Origin of the sequence: Microcoleus sp. OTE_8_concoct_300 (assembly GCF_031383065.1) — a bacterium.
GTDB lineage: Bacteria > Cyanobacteriota > Cyanobacteriia > Cyanobacteriales > Microcoleaceae > Microcoleus.
The window spans coordinates 14485-35943 of sequence record NZ_JANMZH010000009.1 but is presented as its reverse complement, the minus strand read 5'-3'; the positions used below and the strand labels follow the sequence as shown (position 1 = coordinate 35943).

Annotated in this window: 19 protein-coding genes; 8 read left to right on the top strand and 11 right to left on the bottom strand. The window is 41.8% G+C overall.

Annotated features, from left to right (window positions below; genetic code table 11):
• Nucleotides 1-74 precede the first annotated feature (74 nt).
• The 4 genes from ACUVJL_RS00640 (at nucleotide 75) to ACUVJL_RS00625 (ending at nucleotide 7138) form a co-directional block, all read left to right on the top strand.
• Nucleotides 75-1133, top strand: coding sequence for an SGNH/GDSL hydrolase family protein (locus ACUVJL_RS00640; RefSeq protein WP_445244069.1), 1059 nt, complete (start codon nucleotides 75-77; stop codon nucleotides 1131-1133).
• Nucleotides 1134-1846: 713 nt separating this feature from the next.
• Nucleotides 1847-2854 (top strand): SGNH/GDSL hydrolase family protein, encoded by a 1008-nt coding sequence (locus ACUVJL_RS00635; RefSeq protein WP_445244068.1) that lies wholly within the window; start codon nucleotides 1847-1849, stop codon nucleotides 2852-2854.
• 141 nt (nucleotides 2855-2995) lie between these two features.
• The gene (locus tag ACUVJL_RS00630; protein ID WP_445244067.1) at nucleotides 2996-5176 is read left to right on the top strand and encodes a hypothetical protein; all 2181 of its coding nucleotides are present in this window, start codon (nucleotides 2996-2998) and stop codon (nucleotides 5174-5176) included.
• Between the two features lie 129 nt (nucleotides 5177-5305).
• The gene (locus ACUVJL_RS00625) at nucleotides 5306-7138 is read left to right on the top strand and encodes a DUF6798 domain-containing protein (protein ID WP_445244066.1); all 1833 of its coding nucleotides are present in this window, start codon (nucleotides 5306-5308) and stop codon (nucleotides 7136-7138) included.
• Nucleotides 7139-7274: 136 nt separating this feature from the next.
• On the opposite strand, the gene ACUVJL_RS00620 is transcribed toward ACUVJL_RS00625, so the two are convergent.
• The 4 genes from ACUVJL_RS00620 to rfbC form a co-directional block, all read right to left on the bottom strand.
• On the bottom strand, nucleotides 7275-8249 hold the full coding sequence (locus ACUVJL_RS00620; protein WP_445244065.1) for a glycosyltransferase family 2 protein: 975 nt from the start codon (nucleotides 8247-8249) through the stop codon (nucleotides 7275-7277).
• 92 nt (nucleotides 8250-8341) lie between these two features.
• Nucleotides 8342-10099, bottom strand: coding sequence for a hypothetical protein (locus ACUVJL_RS00615; protein ID WP_445244064.1), 1758 nt, complete (start codon nucleotides 10097-10099; stop codon nucleotides 8342-8344).
• A 211-nt stretch (nucleotides 10100-10310) separates the two neighbouring features.
• The gene (gene rfbD / locus ACUVJL_RS00610) at nucleotides 10311-11183 is read right to left on the bottom strand and encodes a dTDP-4-dehydrorhamnose reductase (RefSeq protein ID WP_445244063.1); all 873 of its coding nucleotides are present in this window, start codon (nucleotides 11181-11183) and stop codon (nucleotides 10311-10313) included.
• Nucleotides 11184-11185: 2 nt separating this feature from the next.
• Entirely contained in the window at nucleotides 11186-11731 is a 546-nt protein-coding gene (rfbC, locus tag ACUVJL_RS00605) for a dTDP-4-dehydrorhamnose 3,5-epimerase (RefSeq protein WP_445244062.1), read from the bottom strand.
• Nucleotides 11732-11781: 50 nt separating this feature from the next.
• On the opposite strand from rfbC, the gene ACUVJL_RS00600 reads away from it, so the two are divergent.
• The gene (locus ACUVJL_RS00600) at nucleotides 11782-12456 is read left to right on the top strand and encodes a class I SAM-dependent methyltransferase (RefSeq protein WP_445244061.1); all 675 of its coding nucleotides are present in this window, start codon (nucleotides 11782-11784) and stop codon (nucleotides 12454-12456) included.
• Nucleotides 12457-12518: 62 nt separating this feature from the next.
• Here the strand turns inward: ACUVJL_RS00600 and ACUVJL_RS00595 are convergent, their stop codons facing one another.
• Complete coding sequence (locus tag ACUVJL_RS00595) at nucleotides 12519-13064, bottom strand: Uma2 family endonuclease (protein WP_445244060.1); 546 nt, start codon at nucleotides 13062-13064, stop codon at nucleotides 12519-12521.
• A gap of 194 nt (nucleotides 13065-13258) precedes the next feature.
• On the opposite strand from ACUVJL_RS00595, the gene ACUVJL_RS00590 reads away from it, so the two are divergent.
• Nucleotides 13259-13861, top strand: a complete 603-nt coding sequence (locus ACUVJL_RS00590) for a Uma2 family endonuclease (protein ID WP_445244078.1) — start codon at nucleotides 13259-13261, stop codon at nucleotides 13859-13861.
• A gap of 112 nt (nucleotides 13862-13973) precedes the next feature.
• Nucleotides 13974-14591: a hypothetical protein gene (locus ACUVJL_RS00585; protein ID WP_445244059.1), complete on the top strand. Its 618-nt coding sequence runs from the start codon at nucleotides 13974-13976 to the stop codon at nucleotides 14589-14591.
• A gap of 157 nt (nucleotides 14592-14748) precedes the next feature.
• On the opposite strand, the gene ACUVJL_RS00580 is transcribed toward ACUVJL_RS00585, so the two are convergent.
• The 3 genes from ACUVJL_RS00580 to ACUVJL_RS00570 form a co-directional block, all read right to left on the bottom strand.
• On the bottom strand, nucleotides 14749-15207 hold the full coding sequence (locus ACUVJL_RS00580) for a hypothetical protein (protein WP_445244058.1): 459 nt from the start codon (nucleotides 15205-15207) through the stop codon (nucleotides 14749-14751).
• 221 nt (nucleotides 15208-15428) lie between these two features.
• Entirely contained in the window at nucleotides 15429-15851 is a 423-nt protein-coding gene (locus ACUVJL_RS00575) for a hypothetical protein (RefSeq protein ID WP_445244057.1), read from the bottom strand.
• A 78-nt stretch (nucleotides 15852-15929) separates the two neighbouring features.
• Entirely contained in the window at nucleotides 15930-16268 is a 339-nt protein-coding gene (locus ACUVJL_RS00570) for a hypothetical protein (protein WP_333372148.1), read from the bottom strand.
• Nucleotides 16269-16594: 326 nt separating this feature from the next.
• On the opposite strand from ACUVJL_RS00570, the gene ACUVJL_RS00565 reads away from it, so the two are divergent.
• Entirely contained in the window at nucleotides 16595-17080 is a 486-nt protein-coding gene (locus ACUVJL_RS00565; RefSeq protein WP_445244056.1) for a helix-turn-helix transcriptional regulator, read from the top strand.
• 347 nt (nucleotides 17081-17427) lie between these two features.
• On the opposite strand, the gene ACUVJL_RS00560 is transcribed toward ACUVJL_RS00565, so the two are convergent.
• From ACUVJL_RS00560 to ACUVJL_RS00550, 3 genes are read right to left on the bottom strand one after another with little or no spacing between them, the layout of a single operon-like run.
• Nucleotides 17428-18492 carry an NAD-dependent epimerase/dehydratase family protein gene (locus ACUVJL_RS00560; protein ID WP_445244055.1) on the bottom strand — a complete coding sequence of 355 codons (1065 nt, stop codon included), beginning with the start codon at nucleotides 18490-18492 and terminating at the stop codon, nucleotides 17428-17430.
• On the bottom strand, nucleotides 18485-19246 hold the full coding sequence (locus tag ACUVJL_RS00555) for a glycosyltransferase family 2 protein (protein WP_445244054.1): 762 nt from the start codon (nucleotides 19244-19246) through the stop codon (nucleotides 18485-18487). Before ACUVJL_RS00555 ends, ACUVJL_RS00560 begins: the two co-directional genes overlap by 8 nt.
• Before the next feature lie 3 nt (nucleotides 19247-19249).
• Nucleotides 19250-21349 carry a hypothetical protein gene (locus tag ACUVJL_RS00550; RefSeq protein WP_445244053.1) on the bottom strand — a complete coding sequence of 700 codons (2100 nt, stop codon included), beginning with the start codon at nucleotides 21347-21349 and terminating at the stop codon, nucleotides 19250-19252.
• Nucleotides 21350-21459: the final 110 nt, after the last annotated feature.

The window sequence follows — 21459 nt, the reverse complement described above, 5'->3', positions numbered from 1 at the left end:
CTAATTAAATTAGATCCATTAACTAGATAATACTCGCATGGCAGTTTACTGTACTTTTGCTGACATTTCATATTATGTTAATGATCGAAAAAGATTTTGCTAAAAATGTTGCTTTCAGATTAATAACATATGTAATTTTTCCAATTTTTTTATCTACCACTACGGCTGAAATTGTCTTGCGAGTTGCGGGATACAAACCCTGGCAAATAGAAAATGTTGATGTTGCCGTCGAACCAAAAGGTAACTTTTTTACCAAAGACTCGGAACTCGGCTACAAACATTTGCCGGGAAAATTCAAGGTAACACTTAACGGCAATTACTCATTTAATGCAACTCACCTCAATAATAGTCTCAGAATAACACATCCACTCAATACTTACAATTCCTCCTCAAAAAAACCTGAAATTTGGATATTTGGCTGTTCTTTTACCTACGGTTGGTCATTGAATGACAGCGAAACTTATGCTTGGTTGCTGCAAGAGAAATTACCCAAATATGAAATAGTTAATTTTGGCGTTAACGGCTACGGCACACTGCACTCGTTGATTCAATTCAAAGAAGCACTCAAACAAGCACATAAACCCAAAATTGCGGTGATTGCTTATGCGGGATTTCACGACCGTCGCAATACTTTGTTAAGGGCGAGAAGAAAGCAAATGGCTGCTTGGAATAAACTCGGTATTCTTTTGCAGCCTGATGCTAGGCTGAATGGAGAAAATAATTTTACCTACAAGATGGCCAAACTTGAATATCGCGAGTTCCCCCTGATGCGGGTTTCTGCATTAAGCCATTTTTTGGAGGTTAATTACAATCAATTTGAAGAGGGATTGTATAGAAGCCATGAGGTTTCTAAGGCAATTATTGAAGAGTTTAACCGTGTGGCTGAGGCTAAGGGTGTTAAGTTAGTTGTGGTGGGAATTAATAGCGGTTCTGCTAAGATGTTGCAGGAGTTAAGTCAGGAGGGAATTGCTACTGCGGATATTTCGGTTGATTTGAAAATACCTGCCAATAATAATTTACCTCATGACCTTCATCCAAGTGCGATCGCGAATCGGCAATATGCAGAAAAGTTGGAAGGTTTTTTGCAAGGGGCGGGTTTAACCAACTATATCGGCGTAAAACCAACAATATAATAAACCCGATACATAGATTGAAGTTACTGCAACTGTTACGAGAACAACTAAAAACAAGAAAAACCCATCAATCAGAAACTTACGAGGCAATTTAAAAGAAACAAAATCAAATAATCCATCAGTCTAGCAACCCTAAATCAATTGTATAGTCCTAGACGCACGGGTAGTCAGAAACCGGGTTTTTTTGCCAAAATCTTGCATCAAAGCCTTTAATTTCGGTAAAAACCCGGTTTCTTTGGTATGGAGGCGCGTCCAAGATTGTTACCTTAAAACAGTATCTACAATGGCCCTGGGGGGCTGGTTTTACAAACCATATTTGAGGTTCACAAAAATTTATATAAACCCGCCCCGACACAGCCGATAATCTAGATTAACCTCAGGTTCGAGCTCATCCAAAAAAATGTAGAGGCCGATTATTCCTTGGGCGGGGCGGGTTGATTATATTGTTGGTGTTACGCCGATATGGTTGGTGAAACCCGCCCCTACAATGGCCCGGAGGGGCTGGTTTTACAAACCATATTTGAGGTTCACAAAAATTTATATAAACCCGCCCCGACACAGCCGATAATCTAGATTAACCTCAGGTTCGAGCTCATCCAAAAAAATGTAGAGGCCGATTATTCCTTGGGCGGGGGCGGGTTGATTATATTGTTGGTCTTACGCCGATATGGTTGATGAAACCCGCCCCTACGATAAATTATGAAAAAAAAATCATGAAAACCTCTATTTTCAGATTAATAACATATCTAATTTTTCCAATTTTTTTATCTACCACCACGGCTGAAATCGTTTTGCGAGTTGCGGGATACAAACCCTGGAAAATAACAGATGCTAATGTTGCTGTCGAACCAAAAGGTAACTATTTCATCAAAGACTCGGAACTCGGCTACAAACATTTGCCGGGAAAATTCAAGGTAACACTTAACGGCAATTACTCATATAATGCAACTCACCTCAATAATGGTCTCAGAATAACACATCCACTCAATACTTACAATCAATCCTCAAAAAAACCTGAAATTTGGATATTTGGCTGTTCTATTACCTACGGTTGGTCATTGAATGACAGCGAAACTTATCCTTGGTTGCTGCAAGAGAAACTACCCAAATATGAAATAGTGAATTTCGGGGTTGGCGGCTACGGCACGCTGCCGTCGTTGATTCAATTCAAACAAGCACTAAAACAAGGAAATAAACCCAAAATTGCGGTGATTGCTTATGCGGGGTTTCATGACCTCCGCAATACTTTGGTAAGGGAGAGAAGAAAGGAACTTGCGGGTTGGAGTAAACTGGGTGTTCTGTTGCAGCCTGATGCTAGGCTGAATGGAGAAAATAAGTTTACCTACAGCATGGTAAAAGCTGAATATCGCGAGATCCCACTGATGCGGGTTTTTGCATTAAGCAATTTTTTGGACGATAGTTACAATGGATTTGAAAAGACATTGTATAGAAGCCATGAGGTTTCTAAGGCAATTATTGAAGAGTTTAACCGTGTGGCTGAGGCTAAGGGTGTTAAGTTAGTTGTTGCGGGCATTCATCCCAGTGCTGCTAAGATGTTGCAGGAGTTAAGTCAGGAGGGAATTGCTACGAGGGATATTTCGGTTGATTTGAACATACCTAGCAATAATAATTTACCTTATGACAGTCATCCAAGTGCGATCGCCAATCGGCAATATGCAGAAAAGTTGGAAGGTTTTTTGCAAGATACTGTTTTAAGATAACACTCTTGGACGCGCCTCCATACCAAAGAAACCGGGTTTTTACCGAAATTAAAGGCTTTGATGCAAGATTTTGGCAAAAAACCCGGTTTCTGACTACCCGTGGGTCCAGGACTATACAATTGATTTAGGGTTGCTAGACTGATGGGATTATTTGATGGTGTTTCTTTTAAATTGCCTCGCAAGTTTCTGATAGATGGGTTTTTCTTGTTTTTATTTGTTCTCGTCACAGTTGCAGTAACTTCAATCTATGTATCTAGGGAACATACTTTTTATTGGTGGGATTACGCGGGATACAATACCGCTACAGTCAACACGGCAAATTTATTTCGAGACTCGCCAGATCAAGCATGGCGCGGAGTTATAGAATCGCTATCTAAGGAAAAAAACCTGTTAATTTCTCTGCCGTTAGTGCCGTTTATTCTCTTATTTGGCGAGTCTCGGCTGAGTTACATTCTCAGCGTATCCCTGATTTATGTGCTGCCGTTTCGCCTGTTGCTGGGGGCAATTTCTGCAAAGCTAATTCCAGTTTATTCCCGCCGGGTGTTTTGGTCAACTGTGCTGCTGAGTTTATTAATTCCTATGAGTTGGATACCGACTCTGCGGGGATATCTAGATACTGGCGGCTGTGTGTTTGTAGCCTTGGCAATTTTGGTTTATTTGCAGGATGTTAAGCTGAAAGCTTGGTGGAACATCCCGTTGATTGGGTTTTTGCTGGCGGCGGCTATTCTGTGGCGGCGCCATTTTGCTTATAGTGCGATCGCATTTTTTTGTGCAGCGACTTTACAGGCTTTCATCGAGTTTATTGTACTAATATACCGTAGGGAAACGGCATTGTCGTCTCCAAAAGACAAGGAGGGGGTAGTGCCGTTTCCCTACAGATGCTTGTGTGAATCCGGCATCAAATTGGGCTTGATAGCTGTAACTAGCTTGACTATTTTAATGTTGGTAGCGGGAGATTTTACTCGCAGTGCTCTGACGGTTGACTACCGCAATTTGTATGTCGCTTGGAGTTTGCCTGTAAATGATATTTTAACTCGTTATGCGGATTTTTACGGTTTGGGGACTTGGCTGCTGGTACTGATTGGTTTCTCGGCGGGAATTCTCACTCGAATGCTGGTTCCTGCGGCGGCTATTTTTGTTTCGTTGTTTGGGGTTTTGTCGCTGATTGAATGGCTGTTAGTCTTGCGTTACGGCTACTTGCACTATACAATTCATATTACACCGATCGCACTTTTAGGACTATCCACATTTTTCTGGACAACTTGGCTGACTCTCAAGGGAAAAGTCCGGTATTTCATGCTGGCCGCGGCGGGTTTGTACCTGGTTTTGAATGCCGCAGTCGGGTTAATTCCTCTCAAAATTGATTTGTCAAGACTGTTTATGGCTAATTTTCCGCCGTTAGTGCGATCGGACTACGACGAAGTTGTAAAATTAGTAGAGTTTCTGCGAAAATTAGCACCCAACGAAGAACCGATTTATATTGTCGGTGCTTCTAACAATTTCAATGCTAACATCCTCAGGCAAGCCAACCGAAAATTAAACCCGCCGGAGGGTTGGTGGAAATTAAATACAATCGGGAGGCCGCAAATTGACTCGCGCGATACTTACCCGCTACCCGAGTTGTTGCAGTCACAATATGCGGTGGTTGCTGTACCTTTTCAGCAGGTGTTACCGACTGACGAACAAGTTTTGCGATCGCACGAACAAGATGTTGTTAAAGTTGTGTACGATGCCTTTACTCAAAACTGGGAAATTGCCCGTGATTTCCAATTGCTACCGGAACAGTTTAAGCTAGAAAACGGCGTGACACTCAGCGTTTACCGGAGGATGCGGCCGACTGATACAGCAACGGCAGTTAGGACTCTGGATGCGATGCAGCGGCAAATAGTCGATCGACCGGACACGCAGTTAGATTGGATTAGTTTGCATCAATCAATCTACACAAGTGCCAATTATTCAGTCAGTCAAGAATCGGATAACCTATATAATATTGTAACTCATCCAATTAAAAACAGCAAGAAACTCGATACATCTTTCCTGTATTTAGGTTCCATCTCAGACAAAGCGAAAGTTACCGGCAAACTCAATTTACCTAACAAACAATGTCCGGGAATTGCCCTGCGCTTGACTTTGTGGGACAACCAAGGTAAATTAGTAGACTCAGCAGAGATGGCTTATAGTCAAAAAAGTGCGATCGGCTTAAATCTATTAGTTGAGGGCAAAAATCCCCTTTATCTGCTGCTTGAGGTATTGAGTAGCAGCAAACAGGATTTAACAAACCAATGCCAACTGGAGATTAACAATTTAGCTGTCAGTAGGTAAATTGAACCGTAAATAAGACAAGATTGCCTAAATCATTAATAGATACAGAAACCGCAGATGTAAAGCAGATAAACACAGATAGACGCAGATGTATTTGAAGATGATTTGGGAATGATTGCAAGAGGTATAATGCAGAAATATCAAAAATCCCACAAGTATTTTAATTTATCTCTATATACTTTTGCCATCATCGCCTCCCTGATGGCAACTGGCTATATTTTCCCCATTGGAGGCAATTTTCCCGAAGTGCCGCCAATTCAATTTATGCTAAATCCTGAACTGTATAAAAATGATTATTACGTTCAAGAAATGGTGAAATTTAATCCCAGGTACTACTACTATTATATTATCTATTTGCTCGCCAACTTAGGAACAAGCATTCCCCTAGCGCACTTTATTTATCAATTCCTAGCCTTTGGTTCATTTATCCTAGCTTGCTACGCAATTATCAATATCTATACTAATTCCAAACTGCCTGCAGCAGCGATGGCTTTTTTATGTATAGCCGCTACATTTACAGATGTTGGTAACACCCTAATATTTTCCACCAAATCAGTACCCAGTACCTTCGCAATGGGTTTCGCAATCTGGGGAATTTACTTTAGTTTGCGCCAGAAATGGCTGACCGGCTATTTATTTTTTGGACTGGGTTGTTTGCTGCAATTTTTAGTGGGTTTGTTGCCGGGATTGATGATGGTTCCCGTTTTAGTTATTCAATCTGTAAGACAGCGGAATTTCAAAACATTGATTTTGGCGATCGCACTTTTAGCAGCAATGGCAAGTATCGTTTACGTACCGATGTTATTAACAGGTACTACCAGCACTCACACTATCGACAACGCCGAGTTTGTCTACATTCACGCCAAAGTCCGCAACCCCCACCACATCCTCCCGTCAAATTGGGATTTTGGGAATTGGTTCAACTTTATATGTTTCATAAGTGGTGGCTTGCTGTGCATCAAAAATGCCGAATTATTGCGAAAACAAGACAAGGTTAATTTTTATGTAATTGTTGGCACCTCAATTTTTGCACTGTTTCTAAATTACATATTTGTCGAAGTTTACCCTTTGGCTTTTATCGCAAAACTACAGTTAGCTAGAACCGTACCTTTTGCTCAATTAATCATATTTATTGCTGTTTGTTTGACCGTTGATATACTTTACCGACAAAAAAAAATAGCTATTAGCTTGTTGCTGTTAGTTGTACTAACTTTGCCTTTTAGGGGTATTATTTTCCTAGGATTATCAGTTTGGCAAACAAAAAAATTCGTATTTCCCAAACGATATAATATATTGTTGTGGATTTTAGCAGTAGGAACGGTAATTTTCAGCTTGATATATCCGGTGACTGATTCATGGGAAATAATGGGCGATCGAATAATTAGCATCCCAGTCCTTTTCTCAATCCTCGCCTTCCCATTCATTTTAGAAGAAACATCCCTTGCTGCATCTATAAAACAGACTATAACTCACACATTAGCCTTAATAACTACCGTCACCTTAATTTTTGGAGTAGCAGGAATTCTGCCCAAACCTATATTAAATGTATTTCAAACAAGAATTAATATCAATGCCGTTTCCAGTGACGACTTAAGCAGATTAGCTGTGCGATTTTCGCAAATTAGCAGCCGCGATTCACTCGTATTAATTCCACCTTCAGTTACCAGCTTCCAGTTTTTCTCCGAAAGAGCGATTGTCGTCAACTTCAAGAACTTCCCCTTTACCGAAAAAGGCATCAAAGAATGGCAAAATCGCATGGAAGCTGTTTTAGGAGTTCCCTTAAACCCGCAAATGATTTGGGGAGGAAATGACTTATTCATCCGACGCAGCAGTGCGGATTTAGTCAAAGTCGCCCGAAACTATCATGCCGATTATATCCTGACTCGTACTGACTGGCACCCAAATATTCAAGGAGAAATCGCAGACAAACAAGGCAAATGGATACTGTATAAAATTAGGTAATAGATAATTGGTAAAACTTGTTAAATCCAAAAATGACCTTTATCTTAATCTACGAACCCAGACCTTGCTTGTATAGAATAAATTTCAAGATCCGATTTATCTGCGTTAATCAGCGTTAATCAGCCTTAATCTGCGGTTAAATATCAAAACCCGAATCATCAATAATTTCGCTAATTTGCTTGTCCACATAATCAGCATCCACATTCCGCGCCATCAACTCAGCTAAAATCCCCAAAGAAATCAACTGCACCGACAGAATTGTACACAAAATCCCAAAAAATAACAAAGGTCGATTCCCGATCGGCCCAAAATTCATCCCCGCCAAATTCAGAAACCAAATAACTATCAAATAACTCAGCGAAACAGTTCCAACCAAGCCAAAACACAATCCCAAACCCCCAAACAAATGACCCGGTTTGTGTAAATACTGCGTCGTGGCTAACACCGTCAACAAATCAAGAAATCCCCGCGCATAACGTTCCCAGCCGTAATTCGATTTTCCGTGCTTGCGCGGATAATGTTCCACAACTACTTCCCCAATTTTAAACCCTAAATTGTTTGCTAAAGCTGGAATGTAGCGGTGCAATTCCCCGTACAATTTAATCGACTGCAAAACTTCCCTACGGTAAGCTTTAAAGCCGCAATTCATATCGTGCATTTGCACCCCAGTCAGCAAACACGCAACGGCATTAAACAGCTTGGAAGGTAAAGTTTTAGAAAGCGGGTCGTTCCGCTGTTTTCGCCAACCAGAAACTAAATCAAATCCCGATTCTAAATGATGTAAAAATTTGGGAATTTCAGCGGGGTCATCCTGAAGGTCAGCATCGAGAGTAAAGATAATTATCCCTGCTGCCTTGCGAAATCCTGCTGAAAGTGCGGCGGATTTGCCAAAGTTGCGGCGCAGTTTAATCGCTTTAATGAGTTGGGGATGTTGGCTGGCTAAATCTGTGATTTGTTGCCACGAATAATCGCGGCTACCGTCATCTATGAAAATGACTTCGTAACTGTCAATTTCTGTTTGAAACATGACAAGTTGGATTTTTTCAAACAGCACTTTGAGGGTGGCTTCTTCGTTGTGAACGGGGATTACGAAGCTGAGATGTTTTGGCATAGGGCTATTCTATTTCATTGGTGTTGTAAATGAGATTTTTTTATTGACCGCAGAGGGCGCAGAGGGCGCAGAGGAGGAGAAAGAGAGGTTTTTTAGTTTTTATTGATAACTTGGGAGTTTCGCAATGCTACCCAACCTTGGCGGTTTTTAAATGAGGCATAGGCTGTCAATAATTTATCTGTGGGTGATGTTTGAATGTATCCTCTCCAAGCTGCGAATTCGTAGGAAGGGCCAAACAAGTTAACTAAGTCTGGGCGCGGAAATCCTGACATGGCAAAACCTCTAACGACATTTTCTTGGTTGAGAATGGCAATACATTTTACATTGTTTTCGGGGTCTCCTACCCAGCCAGTTACTCTCGCTGCTTTTGGTGCAAGGTTGGTGACTGTATCAAAATATCCGGGTACTCCGTCTTTGGGTGCTGACAGTAAGTTTGGAGCGATTTTTGTGGCTAATGCTGCACAGAAATTGTGTTTTTTGATGTCTCGGTTAAATGGCACTAAATTGTTAGTTTTTAAGGCGTCGATTAACCCGATAAAAGCGGCAGGTTTATTGCCTACGCGGTCTTTAATTAGCGTTACGTCGGTGATGCCTAATTGGAGTGATAATGCTACTAACGGTTGATAGGTTGCTCTGCGGGCGATCGCCATTGCAGTTTCGCCTCCCACCCCGTACATTAAAATAATGGCGACTGTGGCGACTGCAAACAGCGGTGTCAGCCAACGCCCTTGGATTCTTGGTGTTGGCTGCAACTCGCGCACCCACAATACTGTCAGCACAATTGTGCTCATCCAAAACAAAGCTGGGAGTGTGGCGTAGCGGGAAGCGGTGGCTTGTTCGACGCCAAATCCCGATCGACTAACCGCAGCCATTAACGCCGTTTGCAGCGTGTAAAGTTGGATTGATAGCCAAGGCAGCCAATCCGGGCGATCAACCTTTTTTACAAATAGCCAATAACCCACAAAACCCGTCACTGCAATCAAACCAATTATACCAATAATTGAAGCAACAATAATATTTTCGCTAAATATTCCGCCGAGATAAGTGGGAATATATTCGAGACTTTTGATCGGGTTAATCTTAGTTAAAGAAGGGTGATGAGATGGAGTTTTATAAGTTAAAAAATAAATCCCTATCACTGCAATCGAAGCAATGAAATACAAATAAGTTATTCGCCGAGGAAACCGCAGCACAACAGCAGCAGCACACAATATCGGCCACAAAGCTAAAGCAGTGCTGTAACTAATACAGCCTAAAACGCCAAAAACAATGCTGCCAATTACCCAACCATTCCGTAGGGGCGGTGCCCCCGTGCCCGCCCCCGGTGTACCCAAAAAAGTCACATAGGATTGCAAACAAAATATCGAACAAATCACAAATAAATTAGCAATTATCCAGTGAACGCCGCTGAATCCCCGCATCCAATTGTGAGCCGCCGCCGGAGTAAAATTAAAAATAGAAATGCAAAGCAGTAGCGAGATAAATAGCAGGGGAAAATGCCTCAATTTTAACGGCAGCAGAGCAATTAATACGTGGCACTGAATCCAAGCCAAGAACCAGGCCACTAAACATAAACCAATATTTGAACCTTGGGTGACAACTATATTCAAGCCATAAATAATTGCCGGAATCAAGACAAAATGCTCGTTCGCCCGAAATATCCAATTAAAAGGATTTGTAGAGAAACCGTCTACTGAATAAAAATTCCACGTCATCCACCAATAATCAAAATTAGACAAGTCTCCCGCTTGCGATATCAGGTACAAAATATATGACGCTGGTATTAGAATGCCGAGAACTGATGCGGCAATTAAAATATATTGTTGCTTGACTTTCATGGATTCAAACATGGGGAGATTTTTATTAATTGGTAGGGGCTAGTTTAGGTGAGAAACTTTGCATTAGCTGAGGCCGATATAAATTTTACAGTCAAGTTTGATGAAATTATTGTGGGGTGGGCGTCCCGCCCGCCCGAAAAATACAACGCAAGATGCGGGACAACTTATAACAGATGATTTCTGAACAAAACTCGCCCTCGCGTTTTGAGTTTTCCTCAATTTTTTATTTCACTTCTCTTGCCAGCATTTGTCTGAGCCCTTGCCGCCAGTGGGGAGGATACGTGCCTAGAAGTGCTGATATTTTTACCGTAGAGAGGACAGAAAAAGCGGGACGTTTTGCGGGTGTCGGATATTCGGAGGTGGTGATGGGAATTACGCGCTGAACTTTTAGGGGAAGGCCGAGTTTGGCTGCTTCCTCAAAAATGGCGATCGCAAAATCGTACCAACTACAAACACCGCTATTAGTGTAGTGGTAAGTCCCAAAAGTTTCTGGCCCAAGGAGAGGAATAATTTGGGAAGTCGCCGCACTTAAATCGCCCGTCCAAGTAGGACTTCCGATCTGATCTGCTACTACTCGAATTTCTTCCCTTTCCTTTCCCAACCTCAGCATGGTTTTGACAAAATTACCCTTGCCACCGTTGCCGTAAACCCATGCGGTTCTAATAATAATATGTCGGTTTCCTGCTTTCCGAATAGCTTCCTCGCCTGCTAATTTCGACTTCCCGTAACTTCCCAGCGGGTTTGTAGAATCTGTTTCCAGATAAGCAGAACTGTGGCTGCCGTCAAATACATAATCAGTAGAAAAGTGAACCAAACTTGCTCTCAGTTTTTCGCATTCTTCTGCGAGAATTCCGGGGGCAATGCCGTTGACTGCGTTTGCTAATTCCGGTTCGCTTTCCGCTTTGTCTACCGCAGTGTAAGCGCCCGCATTGACGACTAAATCCGGTTGAACTTCAGCCATTGCTTGACGGATGCTTTCGGGTCGGGATAAGTCGAGGCGAGTGCGATCGACCGCAATTACCTCTCCCGAAGATAATAAAATCGGCTGCAATTCTTGAGCTAGCTGTCCGCTGCCACCTGCGAGTAAAATTTTCATTGTTAAAAAAGTTCAGCTTTTTTGAAGGTTTGTCCCGCTTGGTCTTTAGCTGATAAGATTGGTTGGGCACCATCTAGCGGCCAGTCGATCGCCAAATCGGGGTCATTCCACAGGATACACCGCTCGTGTGCCGGTGCATAATAATCTGTAGTTTTATACAAAACTTCAGCCGTCTCCGAAACCACTAAAAAACCGTGAGCAAATCCCGCCGGCACCCAAAGTTGCTGCTTATTTTCAGCACTCAGCAAACACCCCACCCACTTTCCGAAAGTCGGCGAACTTTGTCTAATATCCACCGCTACATCAAATATTTCTCCAGCAACTACCCGCAGCAATTTGCCTTGAGGCTGCTCCATTTGGTAGTGCAAACCGCGCAACACATTTTTAGAGGATTTGGAATGATTGTCTTGAACAAAGGCTGCCGTCACACCTGTTTTTTCGACAAAAGCTCGGTGATTGAAACTCTCAAAAAAGAAACCGCGATCGTCTCCGAAAATTTTTGGCTCAATGATCAGGAGTTCCGGTATTTCAGTAGATATAACATTCATAGTTGGCTGTATCGCGTGATAAACTCATACTCAGTCAAGGCTATTTTACTATGAAAACTGACACATATCTCAAAAAGTTGTACGCCAATCGCTTTGATTCCCGACAAATGCAAGCTAAGATTGCACTCTGGAAAGTTTTAATTGACGATTTTTTACAAAATTATGTTCCTCCCGAATCAGCGGTTTTAGATATAGGTGGCGGTTACTGCGAGTTTATTAATCAAATTATGGCTGATAAAAAATGTTTAATTGACCTTAATCCCGATTCAAAATTATTTGCTAATGCGGATGTAAATGTGCTTAATATTGATGTGTTGAATTTTGACGCTTACACATCTTTTACCGAACAGTTCGATCGTATTTTTATCTCAAATTTTTTTGAACACCTCCGCAACAAAGAGGAACTTGTAGAAATTATCTCCTTTTGCTTTGATGTCCTCAAGCCTAGCGGTTCTCTGTTGGTAATCCAGCCTAATTTCAAATACTCCTACAAGGAATACTACGATTTTATCGACCATCAATTACCGATAACGCATTTATCGCTACAAGAGCTTTTACAAACTGTCGGGTTTGAAATTGACCTGATTCTTCCGAGATTTTTACCGTTTTCGACGAAAGGTAGACCGGCCTCGCCCTTGCTGTTAAAAGTTTACTTGAAATTGCCTTTTTTGTGGCTATTTTTGGGAGGACAAATGTTTGTTAAAGCATCGAAACCAAACAATTGAGGATCTTCCTCAATATCGCCACTTCCCGTCAGAGGCTGAAAATGAGAATGTAGGGAAATTGCTCATTTTAATAATTCATCTACTGGAATGCTAAAACCGGGTAAAACAATTTGGGTGCTAATAACTTCCCCAGCAATAAAGATGCTTCGGGTTTGTTTTGTTACTACAATAATCCATTGGTTTTCAGGATATACCAGCCAAACTTCCTCACTTCCCGATTCTAAATATTCTGTAGCTTTAGCAATTACATCTTCCGCCAAATCTGTTGGCGAAACAATTTCAGCACATAAAGGAAAACTTTGCGGCAGCACTTTGAGATTGCCAAATTGTGCTGCTAATTCCGGGGGAAGGTAGGCAACATCAGGATAGCGTCCCTGGTTGTTTGTGCGGCAGGGAACATCAGTATAAACTTTTCCTCCCTGTCCGCTGGATTCTTTGTACGTTCTCCAATAAAAGTAAAGATTTCCTTGCACCTTGCTATGCTTGAGTGTTATGCCATTTTTCTCTAATAATTCGCCATCAACCCACTCTTGCCGATCGGGTGGACTTTCCATCCATGCTTCTAGAGAGTAGATTTTCGATTGGGCAACAACTCTAGAAGTTATCATGTTTTTGCGTCTGGGCGGGGAACTTTTTTTCTATGATACCAGATGCGATCGAGCTTTGGTTGACAAAAGGGCGATCGCACTTTGTAGATTCGACTTTTAAGTGTTATCATAAAATTTACAAAGTATCCAGCATTTCCGGCTTTGCCAAATTAGGATCGAGCTGCCATAAAAGCATCACTTTGAGGACAAAAATGATGACACAAACTCAATCATCCGCTGCCCTTGCAGTCAATATTCCACTAACACTAACACTCACCGTTACCCACGAACAGTTCGTTGAATTGGCGATCGCCAATCGGGAGTTACAATTAGAACGCACAGCAACAGGAGAATTAATCGTGAACCCACCAACCGGAGGCGAAACAGGATACAGGAACTCTGATTTAAATGGGCAACTCTGGCTGTGGAACCGCCAAACTAAACTGGGAAAGACATTTGACTCTTCTACTGGTTTTCACTTGCCCAATGGGGCCGATCGCTCTCCTGATGCGTCTTGGGTGCGTCAAGAAAGGTGGGACGCACTTACCCCAGAACAAAAAGAAGGCTTTCTTCCCTTAAGTCCTGATTTCGTGGTAGAACTTCGTTCTAAAAGTGACAATATGAAGCCACTGCGAGAGAAAATGAAAGAATACATGGAAAACCAGGTTCGTTTAGGTTGGTTGATAGATAGGAAAAATCGAAAAGTGGAGATTTACAGGCAAAATCAGGAAGTGGAAGTGCTGGACAATCCTGCAACTTTGTCGGGTGAAGATGTGTTGCCGGGGTTTGTTTTAGATTTGACACAAGTTTGGGGATAAATGCTGAGTCGTGTTAAAAATGGGCGATCGCGCGATCGCTCATACTTCATCTTCTAGGCGGGGAAAAATTGATAGATAATATACAAACAAACACATTGCGATTTCAAACTTTATGATCGATCGCAAAATCTTACAAGAATATCGAGAATATAGCTTTCGTTCATACTTTGAATTACCTTACGAAACAGACGAAATTTTAGCAGAATTTGATTACTCGCTAATTAAAGCTGAGTTATGTCTGCCGCATACCTCTAGAGAACTAGAAGAAATAGACTCTCTCAAACAAAGAATTAGAGCAACTTTGCCTTTTCTCAGTCTCAGCAGCGAAACAGCTAGAAGAGAATCTTTAGTATCGCCTGTTTTGCTGGACATTGTTCGATACTGCCAATGTCAACTGCGATTTGAGTATACTCTAAACGTTAATAGCTGGTTAAAAGGAAATTTAGATTATCTCGTGCAGTCAAACCAAGACTTGCTAGTTATTGCAGCCAAAAACGACGATATGACTAGAGGATTTACTCAACTAGCTGTAGAATTAATTGCTATGTCGCACGTGGCCGACAAAAATATTTTTTACGGGGCGGTGACAATGGGAGATGTCTGGCGATTTGGCAAGTTAGATACAAGTAAGCAGACCATTTTTCAAGATGTCAATTTGTTTAGAGTGCCTGATGATTTAGAAGATTTAATTAAGGTAATGGTGGGAATTTTAGACGGTGCGGTAATATAATTATCTCAAATATTAACATTAGGAATTAGGAGCGATCGCTTTTGGCAAACATTTATTATACCTACTTAATCCAAGGTAGCAGATTGCGATAATTTAGCTTTCTACATATTTAAAATGGCTGTGAATGTGTTGTCAGGAGAGATTAGCTAAGTATCAATCAATTTGGCAAAGAAGGTGGTGGTGGCGGAGATTGAGAGGGTCTAGGAATATAGGTAGGTTTGGGACGACAAGCTTCTATAACCGCATTTCTAAACTGTTCTACCCGTTCACTTTTTCTATAAAACAGAATTACATTGGTTCTAGTGGTGTAAATGGCAATATAGCGCTGTTTGACAACAAAGGCTAAAACAATGAAAATAATGCCAATGAAGAACCACAGGGTACAAATTCCTAGCCAAAACAGCCACCAAGTGCAGCCTTCTCCAATTTCAACTGCTTTGACATCTTGAATCGGAACGACAATTTCTTTAGTTTCTAATCCGAAAAATTCTTCAGATTTAGTTTGTAAGGTATCGCCGACAATTTTAATAGTCACGTTGCCACTGGTTTGGACAGCAACCACGCCGATGAATTTACCAGTAGTACCACTAATTTGCGTAACAGAATTAGATTTCATGTTATTCAAAATAACTTGTGATTAAATTGATTAGCATTGCCTTCATTTAGAAATAACAAAGGGTATAGAAGTAGGCTCGTCCTTCTTGACTTAATTTTGAGGTTTCGATATACTCTGGGGAGACTTAGAATTCCATTTGCAGCCTTTCCAAGGTACATCATGAAAGTAAACTTTCGAGCCATGTGAACACTCAGCAATTAGGTTTTGCGTCCAAGATTGAATTAGGCAATGGTGTAGAAGTAGGCTCGACCTTCTTTAGTTAGACTTGCTTTACTTAATGCCACAAGTACCACTAATGCTTCCTGAGCGTAGTAGTCAAGTTTATGATCATAGTTATAGGGAAGATTCAAGTTTTTAGCGACTGGCTGGAGAACGGTAGCAGCATCTTTTGGTGTAACTTTACAACCCTTAAGTTTGTTGTATAGATACTCCACAGCTTTGTCAGGAATGTCGTAAGAGTAAGTCACTTGTTCCCGATTAGGGTTGATTTGCTCTACTCGGTAAGAATCCTCTTGGTAGTAGACTCGGCGAGAGTTACGCAGTTCGACTTGCCCAATAAACTTAATCAATGGTTCCTCCTCTTTTAGTTGAGCGATCGCATTTTTCCAACATCCTCCTGTAGCGGTAAGGTGGGCAATGTCCACCTTACAGATAGAGCCTGTGCGTAAATCCTGTTCGTGTTTAGAAACAGAAGGGTTACCAAGCCTAATTCTACCTATCTTTTAACAGCCAAACTCTTCGTTAAGTCTGCGTCTCATTTCCCCAGAGATAGGTAAATTCCGAATTTCTCCGCACAGACGCGACTTTGATTCTCCGTTTTGAAGGCGCTGTGTGTAAATTCCAATTAGCAATGCTTCAAGACCATACTTAGACAACATTTCTGTAGCTAAACCGATGATTCCAAGCAGTGCAATTCCGCCTAACATACCTGCTGGGCCACCTAACGCTGCTAAAGCTGTTGTAATTGCAGCCGCACCTGCTAAACCTGTAGTTCCCATCACAATTAACAGCATAATTGCGGGCAATCCCAATGCCGCAGCTTTTCTAACAAATTCATCCATTTTACGATACCTCACTCTTTTAATTAAAAAGTCCATCCATGTCCTGGATAGTCAAGGGCTGTTCTGACAGATGTCAAATCAGCCAGGTCTTTGAAAGGACTAGACTTAGATATTTCGGTAATTGAAGTCTTCGATCGCTTGATAACTCTGTCTAGCAGAAAACGGTACCTCGCAAGAAGTGAGCCTTCCCCGGATTCCCGGTGTACAATTAATCACGATTCTGCTTTCCCTGATACTAATCTAACTACCCTTAACAAAAAAACTAATAAGCATTAGGAATTGTGTTAGACTTTGATTATAAAAAATCCAGAAACCTATCCCCTGCAATGGCATCCTCTAACGATCGCTTCCCGGAAGCTGCCCGCGACTGGGACTTAGAAACCCTCTACACAGACCTCGCATCCGCCAAGGGAAAGCGGCTCACGCCCACAGAGAAACAACATCTACGGGGTCTACTCTGCGGCTACAGTCCCGCCGAAATTGCGGAAACCCTCAGTAAAAACCCCAAGGGAATTGCCGTAGATTTCTGTAATACTTTATACCAATATGTAAAAAATCTTGTAGGAAAAGCGGATGAAAAGGTAGAAAACTGGAGGAAAATTTGTGAATGGCTGGAGGACGCAGGATATAAAACTCAGTCGTCTCCCGAACCTGAATCAGGCGATTGTTTACCAATTAAATTCTTAATAAAAAAAGCCAATGTAGTTGTTGATAAAAATCAAATTATAGTTGATATCAACCTGCGAATAGTAGCCTCTTCACCTTCAGAAATTCCCATCATCGAAAACCTCGACCTCAACGGCAATAATTAACAGAAGACTTACGCATCTAAATTGAATAAAGAGACGGGCAGGATGCCCGTTCCACAAGAATTGTATAAAAATTGACTGTCAAATTAGATGCACAGCAGCTTATCAAGGGCTAGAACCAAGAATTGTCATAAACCAGCCCAGTTTCTGCGTAAGGATCGCGAATTAAATAACTTACAATTTTAATTGTTATTGTGGGATGGGCGTCCCGCCCGTCCTTTTTGGACGGGCGGGACGCCCATCTCACAAACTTATGGAAGTTATTTAATTCTCATTCCTAAGTCTTACAGCCTATACCAGGTTTATGAAGTACACCCAATTGCACAAAACATCTACGGTACAAAAAATCCCTACAAAATCGAACTTAAAACTACCTCATTAGCCGCTATCCAATCATAAATATCCTGCAAAGCCGCTTCTGGCCCAATAACAGGCTGCCACCCTGTGCGCTCCATCACCCTAGAAGAATCAGTAATAAAAATCGGAATATCCCCCGGGCGTTCCTCCAACACAGGGTTAATCGGAATAGACTTTCCCGCAATTTTGCGGCACAAATCAGTCGCTTCTACTAAAGAAAGACTATTGCTCAAACCGCCGCCTACATTAAAAACTTCGCCGTCAAATTCAGCAAAATGTTCTAACTGATAATTAACTAACCTCAACAAATCTTCAATGTGCAGCAAATCCCTAACTTGCTTCCCGCTGCCACCAAAACCGATATAACTCAGCGACTTTTGAAAATAGTGAGCCGCCACCCACAAACCGTAAACACCCTGATCTACTTTACCCATTTGCCAAGCACCAGTAATTAACCCGCAACGGTTAATAATTGCCGGCACATTGTATGCTTCCCTGTATTCCTCAATCAGCAATTCCGAAGCTAATTTAGTTGCTCCGTACAGCGAACGGTGTCCTTTTAATGGGAAGTCTTCTGAAATGCCCAACTCGGATATACCGGGTAAAGTTTGCTCAGGCGCGATCGCAAATCTATTCGGCAACTCTAACAGCTTAACAGATTTGACACTGGCGATCGGATAAACCCGACTCGTAGACAAAAACAGCAAACTCGCACCCGTTTGTCTCGCCAACTCCAAAACATTCACAGTGCCCAGTAAATTCGTCTGCAAAACGTACTGTGGCGAACTAAAGCCAGCCAGCACAGAAGGCTCCGCAGCACAATCTATAATGCAGTCAGCATTGAGTGCAACTGGATCTAAATCTGCCGTTGTGCGAATATCCCCGTAAACAAACTGAATCCCGCAACTTTTAAGCCGAGGCAGATTCAATTCTGAACCCCGGCGACGCAGGTTATCTAAACAAATTATTTGCCATTCCGGGTGCAGTTTCTCCAGGCCAATTGCCAAACAACTGCCGATGAAACCCGCACCACCAACAATTAAAATTCTCTCAGGCATTCACTTTTAACTTTGCTATCTTTCTAGCCCGGTGGTAGTCGCCACGAGAGAGATGTTTTTCCAGCCAGACATACAAGACAATAAACAAATACCGACTGCCCATCTCTTTTATTTTCAGCTTAGAAATACCAGCAGTCCGATTGTACCACCTCAGAGGAATCACCGTATAGGAAAAACCTCGGACAATTGCTTTTAAAGGCAGTTCTACTGTCAAATTAAAATGATGGCTCAAAATCGGTTGCACGCCTTCAATCACTTCTCTGCGGTAAATTTTAAAAGCATTGGTGACATCGTTGTACCGCAAGCCGAAAATACTTTTGACAAACCAGTTTGCTAAGCGGTTAATTGCTAACTTGTGAATTGGATAATCAACTATAAAGCCGCCTTTGATAAAGCGGGAACCGAAAACGCAATCATATCCTTCTTGCAACTTGCGGTATCCTGCTACCAAATCTATCGGATCGTCGGAAGCATCGGCCATCACAATTGCTGCAGCATCTCCGTCAAATTCCGCCAATCCCCGTCGCACGGCAAATCCGAAACCGTTGGGAGGTTGATTGTTGATGTATCTAACTGTGGGAAAAGTCTCTGACAACTCCTGGCAAATATCAATTGTTCGATCGACACTGTTGTCATTCACAATCAAAATTTCGTGCGGAATCCCTTCTAAATCGAGCGTCTGGGCGATCGCCCGCACAGTACCGTACAAACAGCCCTCCTCATTGTGGGCTGGTATTATCACAGAAATTTTCACTCCTCATCCTCCGCGCAACTGGACAAACTGGTTGTCAACAGGATTATACACCCAAGCTTTAATTTCTGTTTGGGCGATCGGCAAATCATTACCAGACAAATCAACAGCCCACCTTGCATTATTGTATAAATCAGATTTTAAACTCTTAGCAATGTCGGGACTGTCTGAGTTGACATAAGCGTTAGCAAAAAAAGATTGTTTATCGCCGACAGATAGCAGTACAATTTTCGGCTGTTGCAAATTTCCTCGCAAAACCGCCCAACCAGCCGCCTTGACAGCATCATTTTGCTTAACAGTCAAGGATTTATCGCTGATTTGAGGTTGGTCTAAATAGCCGTAAACTTTCTCGGTATTAGAAATAAACTCTACATTTTTCGCGAACTTTATCCAACCTATTTTGTCGATAATTGCAGCGCCTTCTCTCACCAGCCAAGTTTTTTTGCTCAGCACCCTCAAACAACTTTCCGGCGAATTTTTGAAAAAATCCGAGGGCTCCAGATAGTTAATTAACTGCAAACAATCTTGAGCGCCTTGTTTGTAAAGAAGTGCTGAGCGAGATTGGGCGATCGCCTGTTGAGAGTTAAGAATAATGGTAGCAATTAACAGCCCTGCCACTACCCGATAAATAAATTTATAATTACGTTTTAACGTTGCTTTTGTTTCTCGATCATTACCTCGGACAAACAATTGCCCTAGCTGAACCACAGCAATTAATAGCAAAATCGAATTAGTCGTATATCTAGACGATTCTAGCGCCTGAATTGCCCCAAATTCAGCCCTTCCCGCCGTAATAAACAGAGCCGATAAAACCGAAAAAAAACCTATTGCCAGCCAAGGTAAAGCCTGATATTGCACTCCTAAATCAATATTGGAATTAGTATCTTGCCGTAATCCTAAATGAATTGTGGGATGGGCATCTTGCCCGTCCAGCGTCGCAGTCTGAACCACGTTCATAACTGAGTTGGGATGGCTATAGCTTTCAGAAATATCATTCCTATCTGTCATTGCCAGAGGCGAAGCGATCGCAGGGGCGGGAGATGGCTTCGCAGGGTTCCCAATGACAAAGAAATAGAATACCAAAAATAAGAAACTTGCAAATATTAGCAATCCAACTAATGCTGAAATTCCAGGCGATCGAACAATTGGCGAACCCAGCAAACTTAAAAAGTAATCAATAACCACAAGCGGCTTATTCAACAATGAAATAATACTTGCTTTCCGACTAGGATGATAATCAATTGAGTAAACAGCACAAGTTGCCACAAATAGCAGCATCCAGACAATAAGTCTTTTTCGTTTCTGCGCTGCATTTCCCTCCAAAGCCGCTACAGCCGGAATCGCAGCCAACCAAGACAGCAAGCCTTGAGCAAGCGAAAAACTAGCAATAAAGCAGAATAAAGCCGCAATCGATATTTGAATATCGTAGGGACACGGCAGTGCCGTGTCCGTACTCTGTTTGATCTGAGGTGTTGCATCATTCTCAAGAACGGGCAAGATGCCCGTTCCACAAAAATTCAATGTTCTTGTGGAACGGGCATCTTGCCCGTTCCTAAATAGCTTATTGATCGTGGTGCAACATCTCTGTTTCATCCGATTGAAAACTGCGATATTAGGCAATAATTTGTGATTTGAAACCAGCGCATAAATCGCAGCTACAAAACAAAAATTTACGAAAAACCACGCTAATTGAAATCCCCAAAGCCAGTTTTCGTGCTGAACTAGAGAGCAAAGCAAAATACAAGTTAAAATATTAGCTAAATGCCACAAATCATCCGCGACATTCTTAACTTGCATCGAGGATAACTTGCACATAGCGATAAAAGTTATCGCCGCCAAACCTATGCTGAGACACAACTGATAATTAATATTCCATCGGGAAGCAAAAGCCAGAACCGCAATAATTATCTTAGGGAAAACTATGCGGTGGTTGCTGTGCAAAGCCCAAAAATCGTTAAAAGTTACATTTCCCTGAGCTATTTTTTCAAAAAGGCTAGCTAATCTCCACTCGTCATCAACGGGAACGTTAACGCTAAAATTCGCTACAAATCCGATTAATAAGAGGACAGGAATTACATATAAAGTAAATAAGATTAATTTTTTCATTAATATCAAATCCGGTAGCATCGGAATTGTAAAATCTAGTCATATCATGTCCGATCGATTAACCATAATATCCCGGTCGGGGCGGGTTTTTGAGATTGTCAATTATTCGC

Bases quoted from the DNA above. Each gene is read 5' to 3' on its own strand.
- ACUVJL_RS00550 (WP_445244053.1), bottom strand. From the start codon at position 21,349: ATGAAAAAATTAATCTTATTTACTTTATATGTAATTCCTGTCCTCTTA.
- ACUVJL_RS00585 (WP_445244059.1), top strand. From the start codon at position 13,974: ATGATCGATCGCAAAATCTTACAAGAATATCGAGAATATAGCTTTCGT.
- ACUVJL_RS00630 (WP_445244067.1), top strand. From the start codon at position 2,996: ATGGGATTATTTGATGGTGTTTCTTTTAAATTGCCTCGCAAGTTTCTG.
- ACUVJL_RS00640 (WP_445244069.1), top strand. From the start codon at position 75: ATGTTAATGATCGAAAAAGATTTTGCTAAAAATGTTGCTTTCAGATTA.
- ACUVJL_RS00570 (WP_333372148.1), bottom strand. From the start codon at position 16,268: ATGGATGAATTTGTTAGAAAAGCTGCGGCATTGGGATTGCCCGCAATT.
- ACUVJL_RS00625 (WP_445244066.1), top strand. From the start codon at position 5,306: ATGCAGAAATATCAAAAATCCCACAAGTATTTTAATTTATCTCTATAT.
- ACUVJL_RS00635 (WP_445244068.1), top strand. From the start codon at position 1,847: ATGAAAACCTCTATTTTCAGATTAATAACATATCTAATTTTTCCAATT.
- ACUVJL_RS00620 (WP_445244065.1), bottom strand. From the start codon at position 8,249: ATGCCAAAACATCTCAGCTTCGTAATCCCCGTTCACAACGAAGAAGCC.
- ACUVJL_RS00580 (WP_445244058.1), bottom strand. From the start codon at position 15,207: ATGAAATCTAATTCTGTTACGCAAATTAGTGGTACTACTGGTAAATTC.
- ACUVJL_RS00615 (WP_445244064.1), bottom strand. From the start codon at position 10,099: ATGTTTGAATCCATGAAAGTCAAGCAACAATATATTTTAATTGCCGCA.
- ACUVJL_RS00595 (WP_445244060.1), bottom strand. From the start codon at position 13,064: ATGATAACTTCTAGAGTTGTTGCCCAATCGAAAATCTACTCTCTAGAA.
- ACUVJL_RS00590 (WP_445244078.1), top strand. From the start codon at position 13,259: ATGACACAAACTCAATCATCCGCTGCCCTTGCAGTCAATATTCCACTA.
- ACUVJL_RS00560 (WP_445244055.1), bottom strand. From the start codon at position 18,492: ATGCCTGAGAGAATTTTAATTGTTGGTGGTGCGGGTTTCATCGGCAGT.
- rfbD (WP_445244063.1), bottom strand. From the start codon at position 11,183: ATGAAAATTTTACTCGCAGGTGGCAGCGGACAGCTAGCTCAAGAATTG.
- ACUVJL_RS00565 (WP_445244056.1), top strand. From the start codon at position 16,595: ATGGCATCCTCTAACGATCGCTTCCCGGAAGCTGCCCGCGACTGGGAC.
- rfbC (WP_445244062.1), bottom strand. From the start codon at position 11,731: ATGAATGTTATATCTACTGAAATACCGGAACTCCTGATCATTGAGCCA.
- ACUVJL_RS00600 (WP_445244061.1), top strand. From the start codon at position 11,782: ATGAAAACTGACACATATCTCAAAAAGTTGTACGCCAATCGCTTTGAT.